This window comes from Bradyrhizobium sp. LTSPM299, assembly GCF_000938235.1.
Lineage (GTDB): Bacteria > Pseudomonadota > Alphaproteobacteria > Rhizobiales > Xanthobacteraceae > Bradyrhizobium.
On the sequence record NZ_JYMU01000006.1, the window covers coordinates 565,253 to 588,737 of the forward strand.

Below are 23,485 nucleotides of genomic sequence, written 5' to 3' on the forward strand. Positions count from 1 at the left end.
GTCGATCTGGGCTTTACGCGCTGACCTCGAGATTGACCGGACGGGTGAAGGTGTTGGCGACCGGCGACCACTTCTTCACGTGCTGCACCAGCGCATCGACCTCTTCCTGGGAGATGCCTTCGCATTCCATGTCGACCTTGACGCGGACGTCGGTGAAGCCGACCGGCTTCTCGCTGACGTCGCCGGTACCCCACACCGCGGTGATGTTGAGATCGCCTTCGAGCTGCAGCTCGAGCTTGTTGACGGTCCAGCCGCGGTGCACGGCGTTGGCGTGCAGGCCGACCGCAAGGCAGGAGCCGAGCGCGGCAAGCGAGGCTTCCGACGGATTGGGCGCGGTGTCGTCGCCGAGCAGACCCGGCGGCTCGTCGACGATGTAGGGCGCGAGGTTGCGGATGTAGTTGGAATGGCGGAACCGGCCCTCGGCCACCGTCTTGCACTTCAAGGTCTTGATGACCTTCGGGTTGGCCTTGCCGTTGGCAATGAGCTGTTCCAGCCCGTCCTTGTCGATCGGCGCGAGGCAGCCGGTCAGTACCGTTTTTTGAGCGACAGCAGTCATCAGTTTTCTCCCTGGAGCGGTGGAATAGGTAAGGATACCGAACGGTCTGTATCCTGCATAAGGCGTGCCAGACCTGGCCAGACTTTGGCCAAATCAAAAGCCGAACCGGCGCAGGCGCTTAGCCTGTCATGCCCATGGATTGATCAGGACGCCGCTGCCCAAACGAAATGCATCTGCCGCCAGGGAGCGATTATTTTGCGCGCATGACCGGTCGCGTGAAGATGCGACTTGATGATTGCGCCGCGGTCCGATTTACTGCCGCGCATGGCCAAATCAGCTGCGAAGAAAAAACCTGCTGCGGCGTTCGCCGCCGGCGACGATGAATCCGCGCGCGGGCGTTTGCTGAACGCGGCGACGCACCTGTTCTGCAAGAACGGCATCAACGCCACCGGGATCGACGCGATCATCGACGAAGCGGGAACCGCGAAGACCACGCTCTACAAACTGTTCGGATCGAAGACCAACCTCGTCCACGCGGTGCTTGAGAACGAAGGCAAGCAGTGGCGCGAATGGTTCATCGGTGCGATCGAAGCCGGCGGCGGCGATCCGCAGACCAAGCTGACGCGGATATTCCCCGCGCTGAAGATCTGGTTTGCCGAGGACCGCTTCTACGGCTGCCCCTTCATCAACGCGGTCGCCGAGCACGACAAGGACCAGAAGCAGTTCCGCAACATCGCCCTGAAGCACAAGAAGGTGGTGCTGGCGCACATCGAAAAACTCGCCGCTGAAATGGGCGCGGTCGAGCCCGCAAGTCTCGCCCATCAGCTCGCATTGCTGATCGACGGCGCCATCGTCGCCGCGATGGTGTCGTGCGATCCATGTGTGGCCGACACCGCGGGCCTCGCCGCGGGCAATCTGTTCGCGCCGTCGAAGGTGAAGAAGCCGAAACGGACGGCTGGCCCCACCGAGCAACTCGTGGCCGTTTAGGGGTGTACTGACAGAGGTCCGCTTCCGAGAGAATGTGAATACATGATTCACAAGCGGCACACATTCAGCGTGGTCGTGGCGAAAGCCAGGACCCATTACCCCAGCCGCCTGTTGCCGCACTGCGCCGGCGCAACGATCCCGCTCACGATCAAATTCGGTGGCTATGGGTCCTGGCTTTCGCCAGGACGACGGGACGGATAGGCCACGCGCTCAATCTTTTCCCGTGCCGGGTTGTTGCGGCTGCCGGGTGTATGGCGGACCTCCATTCTAGCGAGTAGGGCGAAGTCCTCGGTCCGAGGTGATGACCTCAAACTCATGCATCACGAGACTGATCGTTGGTTGCGGCAGCCGATGTCCGTTACTGTGCTGCACCCGTCCTCTCGAGGAGACCGCCCGTGACCACGCTTGTCGAGCGCCTCGACTTTCCCGCCGCGTTGCGGCGCGCGCGCAGTCGGCGCGACACCGAAACTGACACCGTTCAGTTTGCGCAGGCCGCGCTCACAGCGGCGAAACAGGAGGGCCTGCAGCTGGCGGTGCGGACGCGTTATGTCGCGCTCGCCGTCATCGCCTGCCTGTTGCCGATTATCAACCCGGCATGGGAACAGCTATATTATGTGGCGCTGCTCGGCCTGTTCGCGCTGATCGGCTGGGCCCAGACCAGGGTCGGGCGGGTCGGCGTGTCAAGGCAGGAGCTTGCGCTGCTGTTCTGTGATCTCGCGCTGCTGACGTTCGTCATCGTGGGGCCCAATCCCTTCGGCTCGGGGCACTGGCCGGCGGCGATGCAACTCCATTTCGGCAACTTCATCTATTTTTTCGTGCTGCTGTCGGGCGCAACGCTTGCCTATTCCTGGCGCACGGTCATCGCGGTCGGAACGTGGACCTCCGCCCTCTGGATCATCGGGATTGCCTGGGTGTGGTGGCAGCCCGATCGCGATCCGTCGCTGACCGCCCGCGTCGCAGCGGCGATCGGCAGCGATCACAGACTGCTGCAACTGATCTCGCCCAACTCGATCGTGTTCGGCGAGCGCATTCAGGAGATTGTCGTGTTCATGATCGTCGCGGTGACGCTCGCCGTGGCGGTGCGCCGCAGCAACGATCTCCTGATCAGCCATGCTGCGGTGGAGCGCCAACGCGGCAATCTTGCGCGCTACTTCTCGCCGAACGTGGTCGAGGAACTGTCGGGGCATGACGAGCCACTGAAGCAAGTGCGCACGCAAAACGTCGCAGTGCTGTTCGTCGACATCGTCGGCTTCACCGCCTTTGCCGACGCGCGCACGCCGGACGAGGTCGTGCGCACCTTGCGCGAATTCCATGGGCTGATGGAGCAGGAGGTTTTTCGTCATAGCGGTACGCTGGACAAATATCTCGGCGACGGGTTGATGGCGACCTTCGGCACGCCATTCGTCGGAAAGGCTGACGCCATCAACGCGCTACGCTGTGCGCAGGCGATGATGGTGGCCGCGGATGGATGGAATGCCCGGCGCAAGACGGCGGGCGAGACTCCGATCCGCGTCAGTTTTGGTTTGCATTATGGGTCGGTCGTCCTCGCCGACATCGGGCTGACCTGTCTCGAGTTTGCAGTGATCGGTTCGACCGTGAACGTCGCAAGTCGGCTCGAAGCCTTGACCCGCGTGCTCGACTGCGCGCTGGTGGCAAGCGACGATCTCGTGAACCAGGCGAGAGCCGAACTCGACAGTGCAGAAGCGGTGTTTGGTCCCCTGACGGCCCGGCCCCCGCAGACCATCCGCGGGCTCGAGCAGCCGGTGGCGCTTTGGACACAGGCACGGAAGTGATCAATCGCGGAGATCGCGTGGCGATCTACGCCGCCGTCCGCTTCTCCACCGTGGCGATACCGCGCAAGAGACGGCCGAGCAGATCGGAGCCGGTGATGATGCGCCTCTCGCCGCTCCAGACCAGGATCAGATCGTGCTCGATCACATCGTCGCCCGGCGTTTCCGGCACCACCTTCATCAGCCCGATCACGTCGCCCAGCCGCGCCTTCGGGTCGCGGACGATGATCGGGCGATGCCAATAGGCGGTCGGGTCGCTCTCGAGCTGGTTGAACAGCGCATCGCGCAGGAAATGATGCGCATCGAGCACGAACACCGGTTCGCCGGCAAGATCGGTCACGATCACCCATTTCATCCCTGAGGCATCGACGCGGCGCAGGAACGGATCGTCGGGAACGCGGTCGAACTTCGGCAACACGCAGCGCTGGTTGGCCAGCGGCAGGCTCAAAATGCTGTCGGCATGAATGACCTCGCCCTCCTCGCACACCGAGATGTCGTCGAGGTCAAGAAAATTCTGGGCGCCGGTCGCCTCCACTCTGCTGATGTCACCGCCGTCGACAACGTGCCGGGCGATCATCTGCCTGAGACCTTGTTCGCGCAGATAGATGATGCCTTCGGCCCCCAGCCACCAATCGAGCGCCATGGCGGTGGGCTTCGCCAACGGAAACAGCACGACGCGGTAGAAATTTAAGAACGGCAGAAACCGCGCGGTCATCGCCAGCGCATTGCGCGAGAAATAGGCTTGGGGGAAAATCTCGCCAAGCAAGGTGATGGCAACGGCCGAGAACACGAACGCGCCGACCCCGGCGAGCACCGAGTCCGACAGCAATGTCAGCAGCACATTGGTGGTGACATTGCCCCAGATGATGGTCGCCAGGATCTGATTGGCGCTCCTGCGCAGTTCGAGCACGCTGGCCGCGTTCTTGTTGCCGCCATCGGCTTCGATCTGAAGCCGCAACAGGCTGAGGCTGAAGACCGCGAGATTGAGTCCGGAGAACACCGCCGATTGCAGGATGCAGGCGGCAATGCCGACCCAGGTCGAGATGATCGCAAAATAGGCCATGAACTATCCCGCCTCGATGTTGCGGCCTTGCGAGTTTATCACAGACCGGCGATGACAGCCGAATGACTGGCCGCGGGCTTCCTGTTCACGCCGCATGAGTGCGCACCCACCAACTGGTGCGCTTTTCCGGCGAACGTTACGAGACGCTGGGACCGGTGATCGACGTGGTATTTCGAAGGTGTGATCCTCCGCTTGGTCGTCAACGGCGGCTTATAACCCAAAGCGGACCTGACTTGTAACAATGGACTAGCGTGGCGACCACTTGTTCAGAACCCACTTGCCGTTAACCAAAGACACTTCGGCAGGCCGCGTAGCGAGCGCCGGACTGCTATCATCGTGAACCGTCACATTCAGCAAGAGGCGATTATCGCCATCCCAACGGACGAACTCCCATAGTTCGTAGGCCGTGGGTCTGTAATGGATGGCGGCTTCATTCGGGTTGAAGTCCGCCGGCACGATATCGAAGCCATTGTCGCCCGGGCCATCGGTCGCGTTGACTGCGGCTAACCATCGTTTGTTGGGTGAATACCCCAGTGGCGCGACAATCCGTTGTCTGCGGCCATCCCGCTGGCTGATTAAGAACCATGCACCGCTCTCATAACCCTGATCATGGACCAGGAACAATCTGCCTTTCGGGAAATAGTCGTATAGCGAATAGAGTTCGCACGTGTCCGGGTTTCGTTCGCAGTCGGCCTTGTCTTTGATCAATCTGGATTTGGCATTGTCGAACTTCAAGTGAAGCCCTGCACCGCTTCGAACGACTGCTCCCGCCGTCTGCATGATGCAGGCGCGTTCTCGTTCCTGGGAGAACTGATCGCCATCGAAGCGAGTGACTTTCATCTCTTCGTCGAGAACCACGTCGGGATGCTGACACATCCCGTCGCGCGGTATGACTGAGAAGCAGGTATAGCCGTCGGGGCAAGGTGTACCCGGCAGAAATTCCGCAAAAGCGGTGGATACACCAAGCAATAGACCCAACGCTGCAAGGAGCGTGCAAACGATGCGGGCGGAACGCATTTTGTGGCGTACTCAGGTGGAGGGGCGAAAGCGATCATCAGGTCGACTAATGGACAGTGCCATCACGCTACAGCTTTCTTCTTCGGCTTGGCTCTGGCCGGTTTTGCCGTAAGCCGCATTCCCATGGCTCCGATGATCCGCAGGACGGTAGCAAACTCCGGGTTGCCGTTCTCGCCGAGTGTCTTGTAAAGCCCCTCTCTGGTCACGCCGGCAGCCTTGGTGACCTCGCTCATGTCCTGCGCGCGGGCGACGAGATTGAGGGCGTCACGGACTTCGGCGGGATCACCATCGGTGAGAACAATGTTCAGATACTCCGCGCGTGCCTCCGGTGTGCGAAGGTGCTCGGCGGCATCGAACTTCTTTAGCTTGCTGATTTTCATCCCTCAGTCCTCCAATGCCTCTGCGATTTCCCTGGCCTTCCGAATGTCCCTGCTCCGGGTTCGCTTGTCGCCGCCATGCAATGTTGTGTAATCCATGGATTACACATTACTCTGCACGCGCCTTGAACATATTTGCGACAAACCGACCCGACGGGCAACTCAGCAAAACCTGTCAATCCACCGCGCTAAAAATATTTCTCTTTATCAGAAGTGCAACTCAGTGGTATAGATATCGCGTCTCACCCGATTGAGGGGCGCTCGCGATCGTCACGAACGTTGCCGTGAGATGCGGTGGCCGCTGCGGCACACGAGACGAACGTGCCAAAGCGGACGGTGAAGTCGTGTGGACCTGACGCCCCAGTGGTCGGTGTCTCCTTGCGAAGTGCGCGAAAGCGTTTTTGCAGGGGCGGTGACAACAAAGCCCGGTCTCGCCGGGGAGCACGTATAAGCCGCAAAGCCATCGCGCAGGGAATGCCGGAGTGCCTCCGCTGAACCTGTATGCTCGTGTGCGCCATTTTCTACACTTTTGCGCACGAGACCGCGGGTACAGCGTGTACCCGGCATTCCCTGCGCCCTGCTTTGAGGGCGGAACGAGATGCAAAACTCGGACAAATCGTGTCGCGAGATGGCGAAGTTGCGTCCTCATTCACAGCTGTCATCGCCCGGCCTGTGCGCAATTGCGCACATGGACCGGGCGACCCAGTACGCCGCGGCCCATCGGCTCAAGCACTGCCGTCTCTGGAATACTGGCTCACCCGCATGCGCGCGTGATGACACCGCGATGTTTGATCGTGAATTGAGAACCATCTCCAGCGTCGTCCTGGCAAAAGCGGAGAACGACCGTGAAAGCTCACCGCCCTTGCTGAAGCCCCGCCTCCAGCCGCGCCAGTTCACCCGCAAGATCGTGCTCCACGTCAGCCGACTGCATGTCGACCACCCTGTAGTCGCGCGCCTCCAGCCACGCCTTGCGTCCGGCGCGGTCGGCCCCGATCGCATCGCTCTCATCGGGGTTGACCAGTTCGATTGCGAGCCGGTGCACAAAGGAGACGAAATCGGGGATGTGGCGGCCGACCGGGGTCTGGCGCTTGAACAGGCCGGCGAAGCGGCGGTCCTTGGTCAGCGCCTGCCACAGGATCCGCTCGGCATCGGTCGGGTTGCGGCGGAGCAGCCGCGCCAGCCCGCGGACGGTGCTGCTGTTGTCGGCCGCGGCGCCGCCCTGCCCCTGTTCGGCGAGCAGCGCCCGCAGCCGGGTGGCCTGGGCGCCGTCGAGCACGCCGCCCTTGGCCGGGCCCTTCCGGCCCTCGGCGATCGCCATCACGACTCCATGAAGGGTGTGCATGTCCTGCTTGGTCGGGTCCATCCGGGTGAAGATGTTGCGCAGGTTCACCAGCATGGTGTCGCGCTTCTCCGCCGGGCGCAGGAACTCGACCTTATCGAGCTCGGCGACGAGGTTGTCGAAGAACGCCTGCATCTGGTGCTGGGAGGCCGGTTCGGACCGCTCGGGCATCGCGAAGGGCAGCGCGCCCGTGGTCGAGAGCTTGAACCATTCGTAGCCCATCAACAGCACCGCCTGCGCGAGGTTGAGCGAGGCGAAGCCCGGGTTGACCGGAAAGGTGATGATGCGGTTGGCGAGCGCGACCTCCTCGTTGGTCAGCCCCGAGCGCTCCCGCCCGAACAGGATGCCGGCCCCACCGCCGGTGGCGACATGACCGACGATCTCGCGGGCCGCGCCTTCCGGCCCGACCACCGGCTTGGCCTGGTCATGGGCACGGGCGGTGGTCGCGAACACCAATGTGAGATCGGCGATCGCCTGCTCGACGGTGTCGAACAGCTCGACGGTATCGAGGATGTGGTCGGCGCCGGCGGCGGCGCGTTGGGCGGCAACATTCGGCCAGCCGTCGCGCGGCTTGACGATACGCAGCCGGCTCAGCGCGAAGTTACCCATGGCGCGCGCGGCCATGCCGATGTTCTCGCCGAGCTGCGGCTCGACCAGGATGACGACGGGACCGGCAAGGTCGTGCCCTGCCTTGGTCTTGTCGGTGCCGGACATCTCACTTCACTTTCTGATTCAACGTCTGAAGATTCTGAATCAGTTTCCGAAGACGCCGATTCAAGATCTCATGCAGGGCCCCAAAAACAGGCTTGGGTTCGGCCCGCGACGGGTTTTCCCCACAACCATTTTCTCCAGGGAGATAACAGGGTTAGCAGCGTTTGCGAATCCTCAATCGGAATCTCAGCGACGCTGGCACCGGGCTGCACCTTGCGCGCGCTTCGCCTTCGGATAGGGTATCAACCACAATCAAAGCGAAGCTGTAAAGCCAAGCTTCAGACGCCGGTTTAACGGCGAAAAGTGCAGGGGGAAGCGAAAGTGCGGGGCAGATGGACATTGGCGATTCTTGGAATCGTCCTGATCGTGGCGGGCGGACTGCTCGCCTTCGTCACCCAGACCGCGGGTGGCATCAAAATCCAGGACATCAGGTTCAAGGGCGCCAAGGGTAACACCATGAGCGCCCTGCTCTACATCCCACCGAATGCGACGCCGCAGATTCCGGTGCCGGGCATCCTCGCGGTCCACGGCTACATCAATTCGCGCGAGACCCAGGACGGCTTTGCCATCGAGTTCGCCCGCCGCGGCTACGTCGTGCTAGCCCTCGACCAGACCGGCCACGGCTACAGCGACCCGCCATCCTTTGCCAACGGGTTCGGCGGCCCTGACGGCCTCGCCTATCTCCGCAGCCTCGAGATCGTCGACAAGGACAATATCGGGCTCGAGGGCCATTCGATGGGCGGCTGGACCGTGCTCGCGGCAGCCGCCGCCATGCCCAACGACTACAAGTCGATGGTGCTGGAAGGCTCCTCGACCGGCAAGCCGTTCGCCGCCGAGGGCACACCGAGCTGGCCGCGCAACGTCGCCCTGGTGTTCGCCCAATACGAAGAATTCTCCACCCTGATGTGGGGAGTCGACCTTGCCCGCGACGTCACCCAGAGCCCAAAACTCTGGGAGCTGTTCGGCACAAAGGGCGCGGTCGAACCCGGCAAGGTCTACGGCGATCCGGCCGCCGGCACCGCCCGGGTGCTTTACACGCCTGCGATGACCCATCCGGCCGAACACATCTCGCATGAGGCGATTGGCTACAGCCTCGACTGGTTCGCCCGGACGCTGAAGGGCGGCACCCCGCGCCCGGTCGACGACCAGATCTGGTTCCGCAAGGAGATCGGCACATTGATTGCGCTGATCGGCTTCGTGGCGCTGGTGATCGGCATGTTCGACGGGCTGCTGGAAGCGCCGATGTTCTCGCGGCTGCGGCTGCCTGTTATTGCCGACGGCACCATGCCGCCGCATGAGGCGGCAGCCGGCCGGCGCTGGACCGCGGCGTTGATCCTGTCCGCCTTCCTCCCGGCGCTGACCTATTACCCGGCCTTTGCGCTCGGCGGCAGCTTCGTGACGCCGTCGGCGTTCCTACCGCAGGGCATCACCAACCAGATCCTGGTCTGGGCTGTGATCAACGGCCTGATCACGCTCGCTTTGATGCGGTTCGCCCCGAAACGTGCCAGCCGGGCTGGCCTGATCGGGCAGTCCGTCATCATCGCGGTCGCCTCGGTCGCAGTCGGTTACGCCGCGCTGTGGCTTGCCGACCTCACCTTCAAGATCGACTTCCGGTTCTGGATCATCGCGCTGAAGTTGATGAGCGCGAAGCAATTCCTCATCTTCCTAATCTATCTGATTCCATTCACGGCATTTTTCGTCGTGGCGCTGCACGTGCTGCACCGGAATTTCTCGACCCTGGGCGCCCCGCGTGCTGCACTCTATCTCACCAATATCCTGGCGCTGACGCTCGGCTTCATCGTGCTGCTGGTGCTGCAATACGGCACGCTGTGGCTGACCGGAAAACTGTTCAACCCGATCCCGGACCCCGGCTTCGTGCCGCTCTCGACCATCGTCGCCATCCAGTTCGTGCCGCTGCTGGCGATCGTGGCCGTGATCGCGACCTTTACCTGGCGGCGGACCGGCTCGAGCCTGCCCGGCGCCCTGATCGCGGGGCTGTTCGTGACCTGGTACGTCGTGGCGGGGACGGCGACGCAGGTCCCATTTTAGAGGGTTTTCAAGCGAAGTGGGCACCGGTTCGCGTGAAGAAAACCAGTCAAAACGAGGGACCGGGAGCGGTCATTCTGATCCAATCAGAATGGCGGCTCTCGGTGAAAAGATGGGCTGAAACTGCATAACCGCTCCGCTTCCGCCCGCCCCCGGGCGGTGCTATAGCGCGGGGATATTCCACCCCGCCGTCAAAAGCGTGCCGTTCCCAAGAGGGCCTCTCCGTCATGGCAAAAATCAAGGTATCCAATCCCGTCGTCGAACTCGATGGCGACGAGATGACCCGGATCATCTGGCAGTACATCAAGGACAAACTGATCAACCCGTTCCTCGATGTCGAACTGCTCTATTTCGACCTCGGGATGGAATACCGCGATGAAACCAACGACCAGGTGACCATCGACGCCGCCGAAGCCATCAAGAAGGTCGGCGTCGGCGTCAAATGCGCCACCATCACCCCCGACGAAGCCCGGGTGAAGGAGTTCGGCCTGAAGCAGATGTGGAAGTCGCCGAACGGCACCATCCGCAACATCCTCGGCGGCTGCATCTTCCGCGAGCCGATCATCTGCAAGAACGTGCCGCGGCTGGTTCCCGGCTGGTCCAAGCCGATCATCATCGGCCGTCACGCCTATGGCGACCAGTATCGCGCCACCGACATCAAGTTCCCCGGCAAGGGCGTCCTGACGATGAAGTTCGTTGGCGAGGACGGCACCGTGATCGAGCGGGAAGTGTTCAAGACGCCCGGCGCCGGCGTCGCGATGCAGATGTACAACCTCGATGACTCCATCATCGACTTCGCCCGCGCCTCGCTGAACTACGGCCTGCTGCGCAATTATCCGGTGTACCTGTCGACCAAGAACACCATCCTCAAGGTCTATGACGGCCGCTTCAAGGACATCTTCCAGGACGTCTACGAACGCGAGTTCAAGAAGGATTTTGAGGGCAAGGGCCTCACCTACGAGCACCGCCTGATCGACGACATGGTGGCCTCGGCCCTGAAGTGGTCCGGCGGCTATGTCTGGGCCTGCAAGAACTATGACGGCGACGTGCAGTCCGACACTGTTGCGCAGGGCTACGGCTCGCTCGGCCTGATGACCTCGGTGTTGCTGACCCCCGACGGCAAGACGGTGGAAGCCGAAGCCGCCCACGGCACGGTGACCCGCCATTACCGCGAGCACCAGAAGGGCAAGGAGACCTCGACCAACTCGATCGCGTCGATCTTCGCCTGGACCCGTGGCCTCGCCCACCGCGCCAAGCTCGACAACAACGCCGAGTTGGCGAAGTTCGCGAACACGCTCGAGAAGGTCTGCGTCGATACCGTCGAGGAAGGCTACATGACCAAGGACCTCGCGCTCCTGGTCGGCGCCGACCAGCGCTGGCTCTCCACCACCGGCTTCCTCGACAAGGTCGCCGAGAACCTGACGAAGGCGGCGTAAGCTGCCGACACCGACCGCAACAGTGAGCGTGACCATGAACTATCTTAAGAGTGTGACGCTCGCAGCATCGTTGCTGACCGGGTCGGCGGCGCTTGCCGCCGATTCCCTCCCCGACGCCATCGCCGCTCCCGGCGAGACCGTCGTTCTCTCCGTCCACGCCGAGGGTGCCCAGGTCTATGAGTGCAAGGCGGTCGCCGACGGCAAGCTCGCCTGGTCGTTCCGCGAGCCGATCGCGACCCTGATCGCCGAGGGCAAGACGGTCGGCCGGCATTACGCGGGCCCGAACTGGGAGAATGTCGACGGCAGTGCCGTGACCGGCCGCGCCATTGGCAACGCGCCGGGCGCGACCACATCAGATATCGCCTGGCTGAAGCTCGAGGTGATCTCCCGCCGCGGCAATGGCGTGCTGTCAGGCGCCACCACCGTGCAGCGGATCAATACCTCAGGCGGCCAGCTCGCCGGCGCCTGCGACAAGGCGGGCCTGCTGAAGAGCGCGCCCTACTCGGCGGATTACGTGTTCCTGCGCAAGGGTTGAGCCATCCTAGTCCCGGATGCCGCCGTCGCTCTCGGAGGGCGCAGCCTGGGCGATTTCTCCGGCGGCGACGTCGCCTGAGCCCGCCGTCTCCGCCAGGCGCGCCTCGGCCGTCTGCTTGACATGCACGGCGAGCGCCGGGACGCGTTCGATCAGGGCATGGAAATCCTGCGCATCGAGCGCCAAAAGCTTGGTTTTGCGCGTCGCCGTCACCGTGCCGGAGCGCTTGGTCCGCCGCAGCAGCGCGATCTCGCCGAAGAAGGTGCCGTCCGACAGGCGCACCCGCTGGCTCGGCAGATCGATCTCAACCTCGCCGGCGGTAATGAAATACATCGACGCCGCTGCGTCGCCCCGCCGCACCAGCACCTCGCCGGACTCGATGGTCTGCGCCCGCAGCAGGCGCATGATGTCGGCGATCTCGGCGGCCCCGAGATGGGAAAACAACGGCACCCGTGCCAGCATCCCCCAGGTCACGACGAAATCGCGGCGCCGAACCTCGTCCGCGAATGCCGTCGAGATGATCGCAACCGGAAGCGCGATCATGGCAAAGCCGACGACGATCGCGACCGCCGAGACCATCTTGCCGAGCAGCGTCACCGGCACCACGTCGCCATAGCCGACCGTGCCCAGCGTCACGATCGCCCACCACATCGCCTGCGGGATGGTGCCGAACTTGTCCGGCTGCACCTTGTGCTCGATCGCATAAAGCAACGACGCGAACAGCAGCACCGCGCCGGTCAGGATCACGAGGCAGCCGACCAGCGTGCGCCGCTCGGCATGCAGCGCCGCCAGCAGCGAACGCATCGCCGGCGAATAGCGCACCAGCTTCAGGAACGGCAGCATGCCGAACAGCACGAGCGCAGTCTTGTCGCCCACGATCAACGCAATCGCCGACGGCAGGAAGGCCAGCAGATCAATCAAGCCGAGGGTCGAGAAGGTATATTCGAGCCGCGCCCGCAGCGGCGTCACGTCGCGCAGCGAGTGGCCGACGACGCTCCAGATCCGCGCGGCATATTCCAGCGCGAAGGCCAGGACCGCCGCGACTTCTATCGTGATGAACAGCGAGCCAAGCTGCGCGTCGATGTCAGGCACCGAGGCCAGGATCGCCGTCAGCACGTCGACGACGATGATGGCAATGATCAGCCGGACGAACCGCGAGCCGACCGAATATGGCAGATGATCGTGCTCGAGCAGTTCGTAGAGACGGTCCCGCAAATCCGGGTCGCTGATCGCTGGCTTGCCCGGAACCGTCGCCACGCTGTGATTGCTCCGTCAGGCGCCCGCCGATGCTTGCTGAGCCATCGCCTGCTCGATCGCCGACAGCGCCGCGTTGGCCTTGGCCCCATCGGGCCCTCCGGCCTGCGCCATGTCGGGACGGCCGCCGCCACCCTTGCCGCCGAGCGCTTCGGAGCCCTTGCGCACCAGCTCGACCGCGTTGAAGCGCGAGGTGAGATCGGCGGTGACACCGACCACAATGCCGGCCTTGCCGTCCTCGGTGACGCCGACGATCGCGACCACGCCGGAACCGATCTGCTTCTTGCCGTCGTCGACAAGACTCTTCAGGTCCTTGGTCTCGACGCCCTCGACCGCACGCGCCAGCAGCTTGACATTGCCGACCTCGCGGATATCAGACGCCGCGCCATCAGACGCACTGCCGCCGCCCATCGCGAGCTTCTTGCGCGCATCCGACAGGTCGCGCTCGAGCTTTTTGCGCTCGTCCATCAGCGCGGCGATGCGCGCCGGCACATCCTCGACCGAGGTGCGCAGCTCCTGCGCCGCGGTCTTCGCCAATGCAATGATGTCGTTGGCGTGCTTGCGCGCGTGGCGGCCGGTCAGCGCCTCGATGCGGCGTACGCCCGAGGCCACCGCGCTCTCACCGGTGACCGAGATCAGGCCGATGTCGCCGGTACGACGCACATGGGTGCCCCCGCACAGCTCGACCGACCAGCCGAGCGCGTTCTGGCCGTGCTCGCGGGCAGCCTTGCCCATCGAAACGACGCGAACCTCGTCGCCATATTTCTCGCCGAACAGCGCACGGGCGCCGGCCTCGCGGGCGTCATCGACGCCCATGATGCGGGTGGTGACCTCGTCATTCTCAAGCACGACGTCGTTGGCGATATCCTCGACGCGGGCGAGCTCTTCCGGCGTGATCGGCTTCGGATGCACGAAGTCGAAGCGCAGCCGATCGGGTGCGACCAGCGAGCCGCGCTGCGCGATATGATCGCCGAGCACCTGGCGCAGCGCCTCATGCAACAGATGAGTCGCCGAGTGGTGCGCCCGGATCGACGACCGCCTGTCGTGATCGACCACGAGCTGCAGCGCGGTACCGACCTTCACCGTCCCCTGCTCCACGGTGCCGAGATGCACGAAGAGATCGCCGACCTTCTTCTGCGTTTCGGTGACGCGGAACCTGACGCCCTCGCCGGTCAGCACACCGGTGTCGCCGACCTGGCCGCCGGACTCTGCGTAGAACGGCGTCTGGTTCAGCACGATCGTGCCGGTCTCGCCGGCCTCGAGGCCCTCGACCTCGGCACCGTCTTTGAGCAGCGCGGTCACCGCGCCTTCCGCGGTCTCGGTCTCGTAGCCCAGGAATTCGGTCGCGCCGAGCTTCTCGCGCAGCGGAAACCAGATTGCTTCGGTCGCAGCGTCTCCAGAGCCTGCCCAGGAAGCGCGCGCCTTCACACGCTGCCGCTCCATTGCGTCGGTGAACGACGCCTGGTCGACGCTGATGCCGCGCGACTTCAGCGCGTCCTGCGTCAGATCCAGCGGGAAACCGTAGGTGTCGTACAGCGTGAATGCGGTATCGCCGTCGAACATGTCGCCCTTTTTCAGGGTCGCGCTCTTCTCGTCGAGGATCGACAGGCCACGCACCAGCGTCTTGCGGAAGCGGGTCTCTTCCAGCCGCAGCGTCTCCTCGATCATCTTCTCCGCACGCACCAGATCCGGATAGGCCTGGCCCATCTCGCGGACCAGCGCCCAGACGAGGCGGTGCATCAGCGGCTCCTGCGCGCCAAGCAGCTGCGCGTGGCGCATCGCGCGGCGCATGATCCGGCGCAGCACATAGCCGCGGCCTTCGTTCGACGGCAGCACGCCGTCGGCGATCAGGAAGGCCGACGAGCGCAGATGGTCCGCAATGACCCTGTACGACGCAACGTTCTGCGCGTTCGGCCCGTGCCCGAGAGCGGATGAAGCGGCATCGATCAAATGGCGGAACAGATCGGTCTCGAACACGCTGTCGACGCCCTGCAGGATGCACGCCATGCGCTCCAGCCCCATGCCGGTGTCGATCGAGGGGCGCGGCAGCGGCACGCGCTCTTCCTTCGTCACCTGATCGAACTGCATGAAGACGAGATTCCAGAATTCCAGGAAGCGATCGCCGTCTTCTTCCGGGCTGCCCGGAGGCCCGCCCCAAATGTGCTCGCCGCGGTCGATGAAGATCTCCGAGCACGGACCGCAGGGACCGGTATCGCCCGCGGCCCAGAAATTGTCCGAGGTCGCGATGCGGACGATGCGGTCGTCGGAGAAGCCGGCGATCTTCTTCCAGTAGAGCGCCGCCTCGTCGTCGTCGTGGTAGATCGTGACGAGCAGCTTGTCCTTGTTCAGCCCGAAATCCTTGGTGACCAGATTCCAGGCGAGCTCGATCGCCCGCTCCTTGAAGTAGTCGCCGAACGAAAAATTGCCGAGCATCTCGAAGAAAGTGAGATGGCGCGCGGTGTAGCCGACATTGTCGAGGTCGTTGTGCTTGCCGCCGGCGCGGACGCATTTCTGCGACGTCGTGGCGCGCTGATAGGGGCGCTTCTCGATGCCGGTGAAGACGTTCTTGAACTGCACCATGCCGGCCGCCGTGAACATCAAGGTCGGGTCGTTGCGCGGCACCAGCGGCGACGACGCCACGATCTCGTGGCCATTGGCCGCGAAGTAGTTCAGAAAAGTCGACCTGATGTCGCTGACGCTGCTCATGTTCATCCAATCGGGAAAATGGACCGGATCAGGCGCAAAATAACGCCAGTTTCCGGCCGAACGCTTTTAGACAAGGTGGACGACGGTGTCCAGAAACTGTGCAGGCGGATCATGGACTTGCCGCAGCAGCACAAAGCCCGTTGATAGCAGCCAGAGCCTCGTTGACAGCCTTGGCGCGGCCGTGTTTCTGTCCTAACTGTTGTGTTGTTAAGTCACGTCGGGAGAGACTGGCCTTGTGCCGGCGCCGAAGGAGCAACCGCCCCGGAAACTCTCAGGCAAACGGACCGCGTGACGTCTGACATCTGGAAAGAGGCGCGTAAGGGTTTGACCTTGATGCGTCCGCCGACGGGATAATACTCTCAGGCACAGCGACAGATGGGGCTTTCTGCAGGTTTCTCAAGGGGAAATAGGTCCCCGGTGGAACCGCGAGGGCCCTTTGATGCTTGCGAGCGACAATTCCCCGCTGAAACAGACCCCTTTGCACGCGCTGCATGTGGCGCGCGGTGCCAGGATGGTGCCGTTCGCCGGCTACGACATGCCCGTGCAATATCCGGCGGGTGTCCTCAAGGAGCATCTGTACACCCGCTCCCATGCCGGCCTGTTCGACGTCTCCCATATGGGCCAGCTCGCGCTGCGACCGAAATCCGGCAAGGTGGCCGACGCGGCGCTGGCGCTGGAAAGACTGGTGCCGCAGGACATTCTCGGCATCGCGCCGGGACGGCAGCGCTACGCGCAATTCACCAACGATGACGGCGGCCTGCTCGACGACCTCATGGTGGCGAATTTCGGCGATCACCTGTTCCTGGTGGTCAATGCCGCCTGCAAGGAAGAGGACGAAGCGCACCTCCGCGCGCATCTCTCAGACAGCTGCGAGATCGTTTCGCTGCCCGACCGCGCGCTGATCGCGCTGCAGGGACCAAAGGCCGAATCGGCGCTGGCGAAACTTTGTGCAGATGTCCGTGCGATGAAATTCATGGACGCCGGTCTGCGACGCGTTGGCGAGATCGACTGCTTCGTCTCGCGCTCAGGCTACACCGGCGAGGACGGCTTTGAGATCTCCGTTCCATCAGACAGGGCCGAAGCGCTGGCCACCGCGCTGCTCGACAATCCCGACGTGCTGCCGATCGGGCTCGGTGCGCGCGACAGCCTGCGGCTGGAAGCCGGGCTCTGCCTCTATGGCCACGACATCGACACCACGACGACGCCGGTGGAAGGCGCGTTGGAATGGTCGGTGCAAAAAATCCGCCGCAGCGGCGGCGCCCGCGCCGGCGGCTTCCCGGGTGCGGACGCGATCCTCACGCAGTTCGCACAAGGTGCATCCCGCCGCCGCGTCGGCTTGAGGCCGGACGGCCGCGCACCGGTGCGCGAAGGCGCCGCACTGTTTGCCGATGCCGACTCCGCCGAGCCAATCGGCAAGGTGACCTCAGGCGGCTTCGGCCCAAGCCTCAATGCACCGGTTGCGATGGGCTATCTGCCCACCTCCCTTTCCGCCGTCGGCACCACCGTATTCGCCGAAGTGCGCGGCCAGCGGCTGCCGCTCAAGGTCGCCGCCACGCCCTTCGTCCCCAACACTTACAAACGCTAGAGGACAACAATGACGACGCTGTACACGTCCGACCACGAATGGCTCCACATCGAGGGCGATGTCGCCACCATCGGCATCACCGACTACGCGCAATCGCAGCTCGGCGACGTCGTGTTCGTCGAACTGCCCAAGGTCGGCCGAAGCCTAAAGAAGGCCGAGGCCGCAGCCGTCGTCGAATCCGTCAAGGCGGCTTCCGACGTCTACGCGCCGATCACCGGCGACGTGCTCGAGGTCAACGAGGCGCTCGCGGCCGAGCCTGCGCTGGTCAATTCGGACGCCGGCGGCAAGGCGTGGTTCTTCAAGCTGAAGATCGCTGACAAGGGCGAGCTCGGCGGCCTGATGGACGAGGCCGCCTACGCCGCGCACATTGCGTAAGGATTATCCCATGAACGCGCCCTTCAAGCCGACCAACGACGCCGCCACCGATTTCGTCCGCCGCCACATCGGTCCCTCGCCGCGCGACATCACCGCGATGCTGGAAACGGTCGGCGCCGCGAGCCTGCAAGTGCTGATGAGCGAGACGCTGCCGTCCTCGATCCGGCAGCAGGCCCCGCTCGATCTCGGGCGTGCGCTGAGCGAAACCGAGGCGCTCGCACATATGGATGCGCTCGCCGCGCAGAACCAGGTGTTCACCTCGCTGATCGGCCAGGGTTATTCCGGCACCATCCTGCCCGCGGTGATCCAGCGCAACATCCTGGAGAATCCGGCGTGGTACACCGCCTACACGCCATATCAGCCGGAGATCAGCCAGGGCCGGCTGGAGGCGCTGTTCAACTTCCAGACCATGATCTGCGATCTCACCGGGCTCGACGTCGCCAACGCCTCGCTGCTCGATGAAGCGACCGCGGCGGCCGAAGCGATGGCGCTTGCCGAGCGTCATTCGCAGGTGAAGGCGAACGCCTTCTTCGTCGACAAGGAGGTTCATCCCCAGACGCTTGCGGTAATGCGCACCCGCGCCGAGCCGCTGGGCTGGACGCTGGTCGTCGGCGATCCCCTGACCGATCTCGACAACACCGATGTGCTCGGTGCCCTGCTGCAATATCCTGCTACCTCGGGTGCGGTGCGCGACCTCCGGCCCGCCATCGCATCGCTGCGTGCCAAGGGTGCGCTTGCGATCGTCGCAGCCGACCTGCTGGCGCTGACCCTGATCACCTCGCCCGGCGAACTCGGCGCCGACATCGCGGTCGGCTCGGCACAGCGTTTTGGCGTGCCGATGGGCTATGGCGGTCCGCATGCCGCCTACATGGCGGTGCGTGACACGCTGAAGCGCTCGCTGCCCGGCCGCATCGTCGGCCTGTCGGTGGATTCACGGGGCGCACCTGCCTATCGCCTCGCGCTGCAAACCCGCGAGCAGCACATCCGCCGCGAAAAGGCGACTTCCAACATCTGTACCGCACAGGTGCTGCTCGCCGTGATCGCCTCGATGTATGCGGTCTATCATGGCCCGGAGGGCCTGACCCACATTGCGCGCAGCGTGCATCGCCGCGCCACGGTGCTGGCCGCCGGCCTGCGCAAGCTCGGCTTTACGCCCACGAGCGAGGCGTTCTTCGACACCGTGACCGTCGACGCCGGCACTCGACAGAACGAGCTGGTCGCCCGTGCGCTCGCGGAGCGGATCAACCTGCGCATCGGCGAGACCACGCTCGGCATCGCCCTCGACGAGACCGCGACATCAGAGACCGTCGAGGCCGTGTGGCGCGTGTTCGGCGGCAAGCTCGCCTATGCCGAGATCGAGGCCGATGCGCACGAGGCGCTTCCGAAGAATTTGAAGCGCACGAGCGCCTTCCTCACCCATCCCGTGTTCAACACGCACCGGTCCGAGACCGAGCTGCTGCGCTACATGCGCAAGCTCAGTGATCGCGACCTGGCGCTCGACCGCGCGATGATCCCGCTCGGCTCCTGCACCATGAAACTCAACGCGACCACGGAAATGATCCCGTTGACCTGGCCGGCATTCGGCAATCTGCATCCGTTCGCACCGGCGGATCAGGCCAAGGGCTACCACGCGCTATTCAAGCGGCTGGAGCAGTGGCTGTGCGACATCACCGGCTATGACGCGATCTCGCTGCAGCCTAACTCCGGCGCGCAGGGCGAGTATGCCGGACTTCTTGCGATCCGTGGTTATCATGTTGCGCGCGGCGAGCCACACCGCAAGGTCTGCCTGATCCCCTCCTCCGCGCACGGCACCAATCCGGCCTCCGCGGCGATGGTCGGCATGGACGTCGTGGTGGTCGCGTGCGACGCGCGTGGCGACGTCGATGTCGGCGATCTCCGCGCCAAGGCCGAGAAGCATTCGGCCAATCTCGCTGCCGTGATGATCACCTATCCCTCAACGCATGGCGTGTTCGAGGAACACATCCGCGAGATCTGCGATATCGTGCATGCCCACAGCGGACAGGTCTATCTCGACGGCGCCAACATGAATGCGCAGGTCGGTCTGTCCCGGCCCGGCGATTACGGCGCCGATGTCAGCCATCTCAATCTGCACAAGACCTTCTGCATCCCGCATGGCGGCGGCGGCCCCGGCATGGGCCCGATCGGCGTCAAGGCGCATCTAGCACCCTATCTGCCTGGTCATCCCGTCACCGACGGCGCAATTCCGCATTCGGTCGGGCCGGTGTCAGCCGCGCCGTTCGGCTCGGCGTCGATCCTGACGATCTCCTACATCTACATCCTGATGATGGGGGGCGAAGGCCTGACGCGGGCGACCGAGATCGCGATCCTGAACGCGAACTACATTGCGGTGCGGCTGCAGCCGCACTTCCCGGTGCTGTACCGCAACGCAAAGGGCCGCGTCGCGCATGAATGTATCGTCGACCCGCGGGCACTGAAGACCACCAGCGGCGTCACCGTCGACGACATCGCCAAGCGGCTGATCGATTACGGCTTCCATGCGCCCACCATGAGCTTTCCGGTCGCGGGCACGCTGATGATCGAGCCTACCGAATCGGAGTCGAAGGCCGAGATCGATCGCTTCTGCGACGCCATGATCGCGATCCGCAACGAGATTGCCGAAGTCGAGAAAGGCCGCTGGAAAATCGAGGCCTCACCGCTGCGCCACGCGCCCCATACGGTGCATGACATCGCCGACGATGCCTGGAATCGCGCCTACACACGCGCCGAGGGCTGTTTCCCGGCCGGCGTGTCACGATCCGACAAATACTGGAGCCCGGTCGGCCGCGTCGACAATGTCTATGGCGATCGCAATCTGGTGTGCTCGTGCCCTCCGATCGAGGATTACGCGCAAGCGGCGGAGTAAAGCCGCTGTCGTAGGATGGGTAGAGCGCAGCGAAACCCATAACTTCGACCCCGCGGCGAGATGATGGGTTTCGCCTCGCTCTACCCATCCTACGGTCTACGGGTTGACCACGGGGCGAACGAAGCCGGTGGCAGGAGCAATCATGCGCCAGGATTTCTGGTTTCATTTCCCGTTTCGCGTCCGCTATTCCGAGGTCGACGCGCAGGCCGTGGTGTTCAACGCCCACTACCTCACCTATTTCGACACGGCGATCACAGAGTATTTCCGCGCGCTCGGCTACGATTATCTCGGTGAGGTCGCAAGAACCGGCATCGACTTTCACACTGTGCGGTCGGTTGTTGAATACAAGGCGCCGATCCGGTTCGACGAGGAGATCGACGTCTGCGTGCGGGTCGCGCGGATCGGCCGATCCTCGATCACGCTTGCGCTCGCGATTTTCGCCAGAGGCTCCGACGATCTTCGCGCGACAGGCGAGATCGTCTGGGTCGCGACTGACCAGCAGACGCATCAGTCGGTCGCCGTGACGGAGTCCTTGCGGGAGATGATTGCCAGCCGGGAAAAGGCGCTGGCGTAGCGGTGAGCGGCTGCGAGCCGAACGCTAAGGCTTCATCAGCGCCGGATTCCAGCGCCATAGATTGTCGTTGGTGAGGTGCGTGCCGCCCCACCAGCGATCGATCGGGTTGTGGCGGCTAAAATCCGTCTCGTGTGCGAGAACCGTCTTGCCGAAATCGGTGAGTGAAAGCCGGCTGCGCTGATAGGCCTTGAGCCGGTCTCGCTGGTTTGTGCGATCGATGACGCGCAGCTCGTCATCGAGCCCCGTTATTGCCGGCTGCGGTCCGTGGGCAAGTCCCTCCAGCAACGTGCCGATGTCCATATCGCCGAATACGCCGCGCTGACGGAAGCCGCGAAGATAGAACAGCATGTTGGTACCCATGAAGCCCGTTCCGATCAGTTCGAGCAGCCGCATTTCCGTCGCGGCAAGTCCCGTTTTGCTCCAGGGAAGCTCCTGGAGCAGGTCGAGCAACGCCGGCCGCAAAAGCGGAAACGCGCTCAAATCCCGGTGCAGCAGGTCGAAGCAGGCTTCGGGCGTTGTCGACCGATAGGCCTGCCAACACAGACTCGCGATCTGAAGCTCCGCCGCGGTGACGTCAACAATCGGTACGTCCTCCGGCTCCTCAGGCCCGTTGAGATGCATAGTGATCAGATTGAAATCAACAAGGCGCAGTTCGAGCCTCGCGGCGATCTCGGGACATGATCGAAAACAATCGAGCACCCACATCAGGCGCAACTGGTCATTCGGCTCCCGCTCGAACCAAAGCTCGATAACGCCGTACGGCTCACAGAACTCAACCAGTCCAAGATTCCTGCGAGCTTTGTTGCGATGAGACCTCCTGTCAACATAGTCCGACCAGTGTTCACCCGATCCGTGCCTCTCCGAGCGCGCGGCTAGATAGGTTGCGAGGTTATCTGGAGAAGGAAGCGGTCCCCAAACGAACCGAAAAAGGATAATGGGCAATGAGATCAAGTCATCGCTGATGCCCGAACGCTTGAGACTCATACCATTCGAATTGGTCAAGATCAGACGCTTCATTGGCCTGACTCAAGCAATGGAACACCGAGACATACAAAAACGAAACGGGCGCCGACGACGTCGGCAACTCAACGTCCTCAGCGCCCGCTTCCAGCGAAATCACGCAAGCCTTGAGGCTTACTCCTCCGCGACCGGCTCTTCACCGTCGGCGTCGCGCTCGGGCGTGCCGGCGAGGATCTGCTCGGCGATCAGTCCGGAGTTCTGGCGGATCGCAACTTCGATCTTGGCGGTCATGTCGGGGTTGGCCTTCAGGAAGGCTTTCGAATTCTCGCGTCCCTGGCCGAGCCGCTGGCTGTCATAGGAGAACCATGCGCCGGACTTCTCGACGATGCCGGCCTTGACGCCGAGGTCGAGGATTTCGCCCATCTTGGAGACGCCCTCGCCATACATGATGTCGAACTCGACCTGCTTGAAGGGCGGCGCCAGCTTGTTCTTCACGACCTTGACGCGGGTGGTGTTGCCGACGACTTCGTCGCGCTCCTTGATCGCGCCGATGCGGCGGATGTCGAGACGAACGGAGGCATAAAACTTCAGCGCGTTGCCGCCAGTGGTGGTCTCCGGCGAGCCGTACATCACACCGATCTTCATGCGGATCTGGTTGATGAAGATTACCATGGTATTGGACTTGTTGATCGAGGCGGTGAGCTTGCGCAGCGCCTGGCTCATCAACCGCGCCTGCAGACCCGGCAGCGCATCGCCCATCTCGCCCTCGAGCTCGGCCTTCGGCACCAGCGCCGCAACCGAGTCGATCACCAGCACGTCGACCGCGCCGGAGCGCACCAGCGTGTCGCAGATTTCCAGCGCCTGCTCACCGGTGTCGGGCTGCGAGATCAGGAGTTCGTCGATATTGACGCCGAGCTTACGCGCATAGACCGGGTCGAGCGCGTGTTCGGCGTCGATGAAGGCGCAGATGCCGCCCTTCTTCTGGCCTTCGGCTACCGTGTGCAGCGCCAGCGTGGTCTTGCCCGACGATTCCGGTCCGTAAATCTCGACGACGCGGCCCCTCGGCAGGCCGCCGACGCCGAGCGCGATATCGAGCCCGAGCGATCCCGACGATATCGTCTCGATATCCATCGAGCGGTCGTTCTTGCCGAGCTTCATCACCGAGCCCTTGCCGAACTGGCGCTCGATCTGGGAGAGCGCGGCTGAGAGCGCCTTGGACTTGTCCATAGAGGATCCTTCGACGATACGCAGGGCAGAGGCGGACATGGGATGTGCTCCTTATGGCGGGGATTCGCTAGCGGGACAAACGGATCAGGCGGGACGCGTTGTTGACCGGGAACCGATGTACCACGT

18 protein-coding genes and 1 riboswitch are annotated in these 23,485 nt (G+C 63.5%); of the genes, 9 read left to right on the forward strand and 9 right to left on the reverse strand.

Annotated features, from left to right (window positions below; translation table 11 throughout):
• Window positions 1-13: 13 nt before the first annotated feature.
• Complete coding sequence (locus tag UP10_RS03870) at window positions 14-556, reverse strand: OsmC family protein (RefSeq protein ID WP_044586013.1); 543 nt, start codon at window positions 554-556, stop codon at window positions 14-16.
• 264 nt (window positions 557-820) lie between these two features.
• Between UP10_RS03870 and UP10_RS03875 the strand changes: the two genes are divergently transcribed.
• Window positions 821-1,483 carry a TetR/AcrR family transcriptional regulator gene (locus tag UP10_RS03875; protein ID WP_044586014.1) on the forward strand — a complete coding sequence of 221 codons (663 nt, stop codon included), beginning with the start codon at window positions 821-823 and terminating at the stop codon, window positions 1,481-1,483.
• Between the two features lie 395 nt (window positions 1,484-1,878).
• Entirely contained in the window at window positions 1,879-3,276 is a 1,398-nt protein-coding gene (locus UP10_RS03880) for an adenylate/guanylate cyclase domain-containing protein (RefSeq protein ID WP_050043554.1), read from the forward strand.
• Window positions 3,277-3,301: 25 nt separating this feature from the next.
• Here UP10_RS03880 and UP10_RS03885 read toward each other — a convergent pair whose 3' ends face one another.
• The 4 genes from UP10_RS03885 to UP10_RS03900 form a co-directional block, all read right to left on the reverse strand.
• Window positions 3,302-4,336, reverse strand: coding sequence for a DUF21 domain-containing protein (locus tag UP10_RS03885; RefSeq protein WP_044586015.1), 1,035 nt, complete (start codon window positions 4,334-4,336; stop codon window positions 3,302-3,304).
• Window positions 4,337-4,582: 246 nt separating this feature from the next.
• Complete coding sequence (locus UP10_RS41965) at window positions 4,583-5,353, reverse strand: hypothetical protein (RefSeq protein WP_050043555.1); 771 nt, start codon at window positions 5,351-5,353, stop codon at window positions 4,583-4,585.
• A gap of 62 nt (window positions 5,354-5,415) precedes the next feature.
• Window positions 5,416-5,733, reverse strand: a complete 318-nt coding sequence (locus UP10_RS03895; protein ID WP_044586016.1) for an addiction module antidote protein — start codon at window positions 5,731-5,733, stop codon at window positions 5,416-5,418.
• Window positions 5,734-6,583: 850 nt separating this feature from the next.
• Window positions 6,584-7,783, reverse strand: coding sequence for a TrmJ/YjtD family RNA methyltransferase (locus UP10_RS03900; protein ID WP_044586017.1), 1,200 nt, complete (start codon window positions 7,781-7,783; stop codon window positions 6,584-6,586).
• Window positions 7,784-8,119: 336 nt separating this feature from the next.
• On the opposite strand from UP10_RS03900, the gene UP10_RS03905 reads away from it, so the two are divergent.
• The 3 genes from UP10_RS03905 (at window position 8,120) to UP10_RS03915 (ending at window position 11,797) form a co-directional block, all read left to right on the forward strand.
• On the forward strand, window positions 8,120-9,829 hold the full coding sequence (locus UP10_RS03905; RefSeq protein ID WP_197086733.1) for an alpha/beta hydrolase family protein: 1,710 nt from the start codon (window positions 8,120-8,122) through the stop codon (window positions 9,827-9,829).
• 224 nt (window positions 9,830-10,053) lie between these two features.
• Window positions 10,054-11,262 (forward strand): NADP-dependent isocitrate dehydrogenase, encoded by a 1,209-nt coding sequence (locus UP10_RS03910; RefSeq protein ID WP_044586019.1) that lies wholly within the window; start codon window positions 10,054-10,056, stop codon window positions 11,260-11,262.
• Between the two features lie 34 nt (window positions 11,263-11,296).
• Entirely contained in the window at window positions 11,297-11,797 is a 501-nt protein-coding gene (locus tag UP10_RS03915) for a DUF3455 domain-containing protein (RefSeq protein WP_044586020.1), read from the forward strand.
• A 6-nt stretch (window positions 11,798-11,803) separates the two neighbouring features.
• Here UP10_RS03915 and UP10_RS03920 read toward each other — a convergent pair whose 3' ends face one another.
• Both UP10_RS03920 and alaS read right to left on the reverse strand, forming a co-directional pair.
• Window positions 11,804-13,051 carry a cyclic nucleotide-gated ion channel gene (locus tag UP10_RS03920; RefSeq protein ID WP_044586021.1) on the reverse strand — a complete coding sequence of 416 codons (1,248 nt, stop codon included), beginning with the start codon at window positions 13,049-13,051 and terminating at the stop codon, window positions 11,804-11,806.
• Window positions 13,052-13,066: 15 nt separating this feature from the next.
• Window positions 13,067-15,754, reverse strand: a complete 2,688-nt coding sequence (gene alaS, locus UP10_RS03925) for an alanine--tRNA ligase (RefSeq protein ID WP_044586182.1) — start codon at window positions 15,752-15,754, stop codon at window positions 13,067-13,069.
• Window positions 15,755-15,961: 207 nt separating this feature from the next.
• A riboswitch (glycine riboswitch) is annotated at window positions 15,962-16,051 on the forward strand.
• Window positions 16,052-16,193: 142 nt separating this feature from the next.
• On the opposite strand from alaS, the gene gcvT reads away from it, so the two are divergent.
• From gcvT to UP10_RS03945, 4 genes are all read left to right on the forward strand, one after another.
• On the forward strand, window positions 16,194-17,339 hold the full coding sequence (gene gcvT / locus UP10_RS03930) for a glycine cleavage system aminomethyltransferase GcvT (RefSeq protein WP_044586022.1): 1,146 nt from the start codon (window positions 16,194-16,196) through the stop codon (window positions 17,337-17,339).
• 9 nt (window positions 17,340-17,348) lie between these two features.
• Window positions 17,349-17,714 carry a glycine cleavage system protein GcvH gene (gene gcvH / locus UP10_RS03935; RefSeq protein ID WP_044586023.1) on the forward strand — a complete coding sequence of 122 codons (366 nt, stop codon included), beginning with the start codon at window positions 17,349-17,351 and terminating at the stop codon, window positions 17,712-17,714.
• A 10-nt stretch (window positions 17,715-17,724) separates the two neighbouring features.
• Window positions 17,725-20,598 carry an aminomethyl-transferring glycine dehydrogenase gene (gene gcvP / locus UP10_RS03940; RefSeq protein WP_044586024.1) on the forward strand — a complete coding sequence of 958 codons (2,874 nt, stop codon included), beginning with the start codon at window positions 17,725-17,727 and terminating at the stop codon, window positions 20,596-20,598.
• 142 nt (window positions 20,599-20,740) lie between these two features.
• Complete coding sequence (locus tag UP10_RS03945) at window positions 20,741-21,172, forward strand: acyl-CoA thioesterase (protein WP_044586025.1); 432 nt, start codon at window positions 20,741-20,743, stop codon at window positions 21,170-21,172.
• A 24-nt stretch (window positions 21,173-21,196) separates the two neighbouring features.
• On the opposite strand, the gene UP10_RS03950 is transcribed toward UP10_RS03945, so the two are convergent.
• Together UP10_RS03950 and recA are read right to left on the reverse strand one after the other, a co-directional pair.
• Window positions 21,197-22,189, reverse strand: coding sequence for a hypothetical protein (locus UP10_RS03950; protein WP_044586026.1), 993 nt, complete (start codon window positions 22,187-22,189; stop codon window positions 21,197-21,199).
• Window positions 22,190-22,306: 117 nt separating this feature from the next.
• On the reverse strand, window positions 22,307-23,398 hold the full coding sequence (recA, locus tag UP10_RS03955; protein WP_044586027.1) for a recombinase RecA: 1,092 nt from the start codon (window positions 23,396-23,398) through the stop codon (window positions 22,307-22,309).
• Window positions 23,399-23,485: the final 87 nt, after the last annotated feature.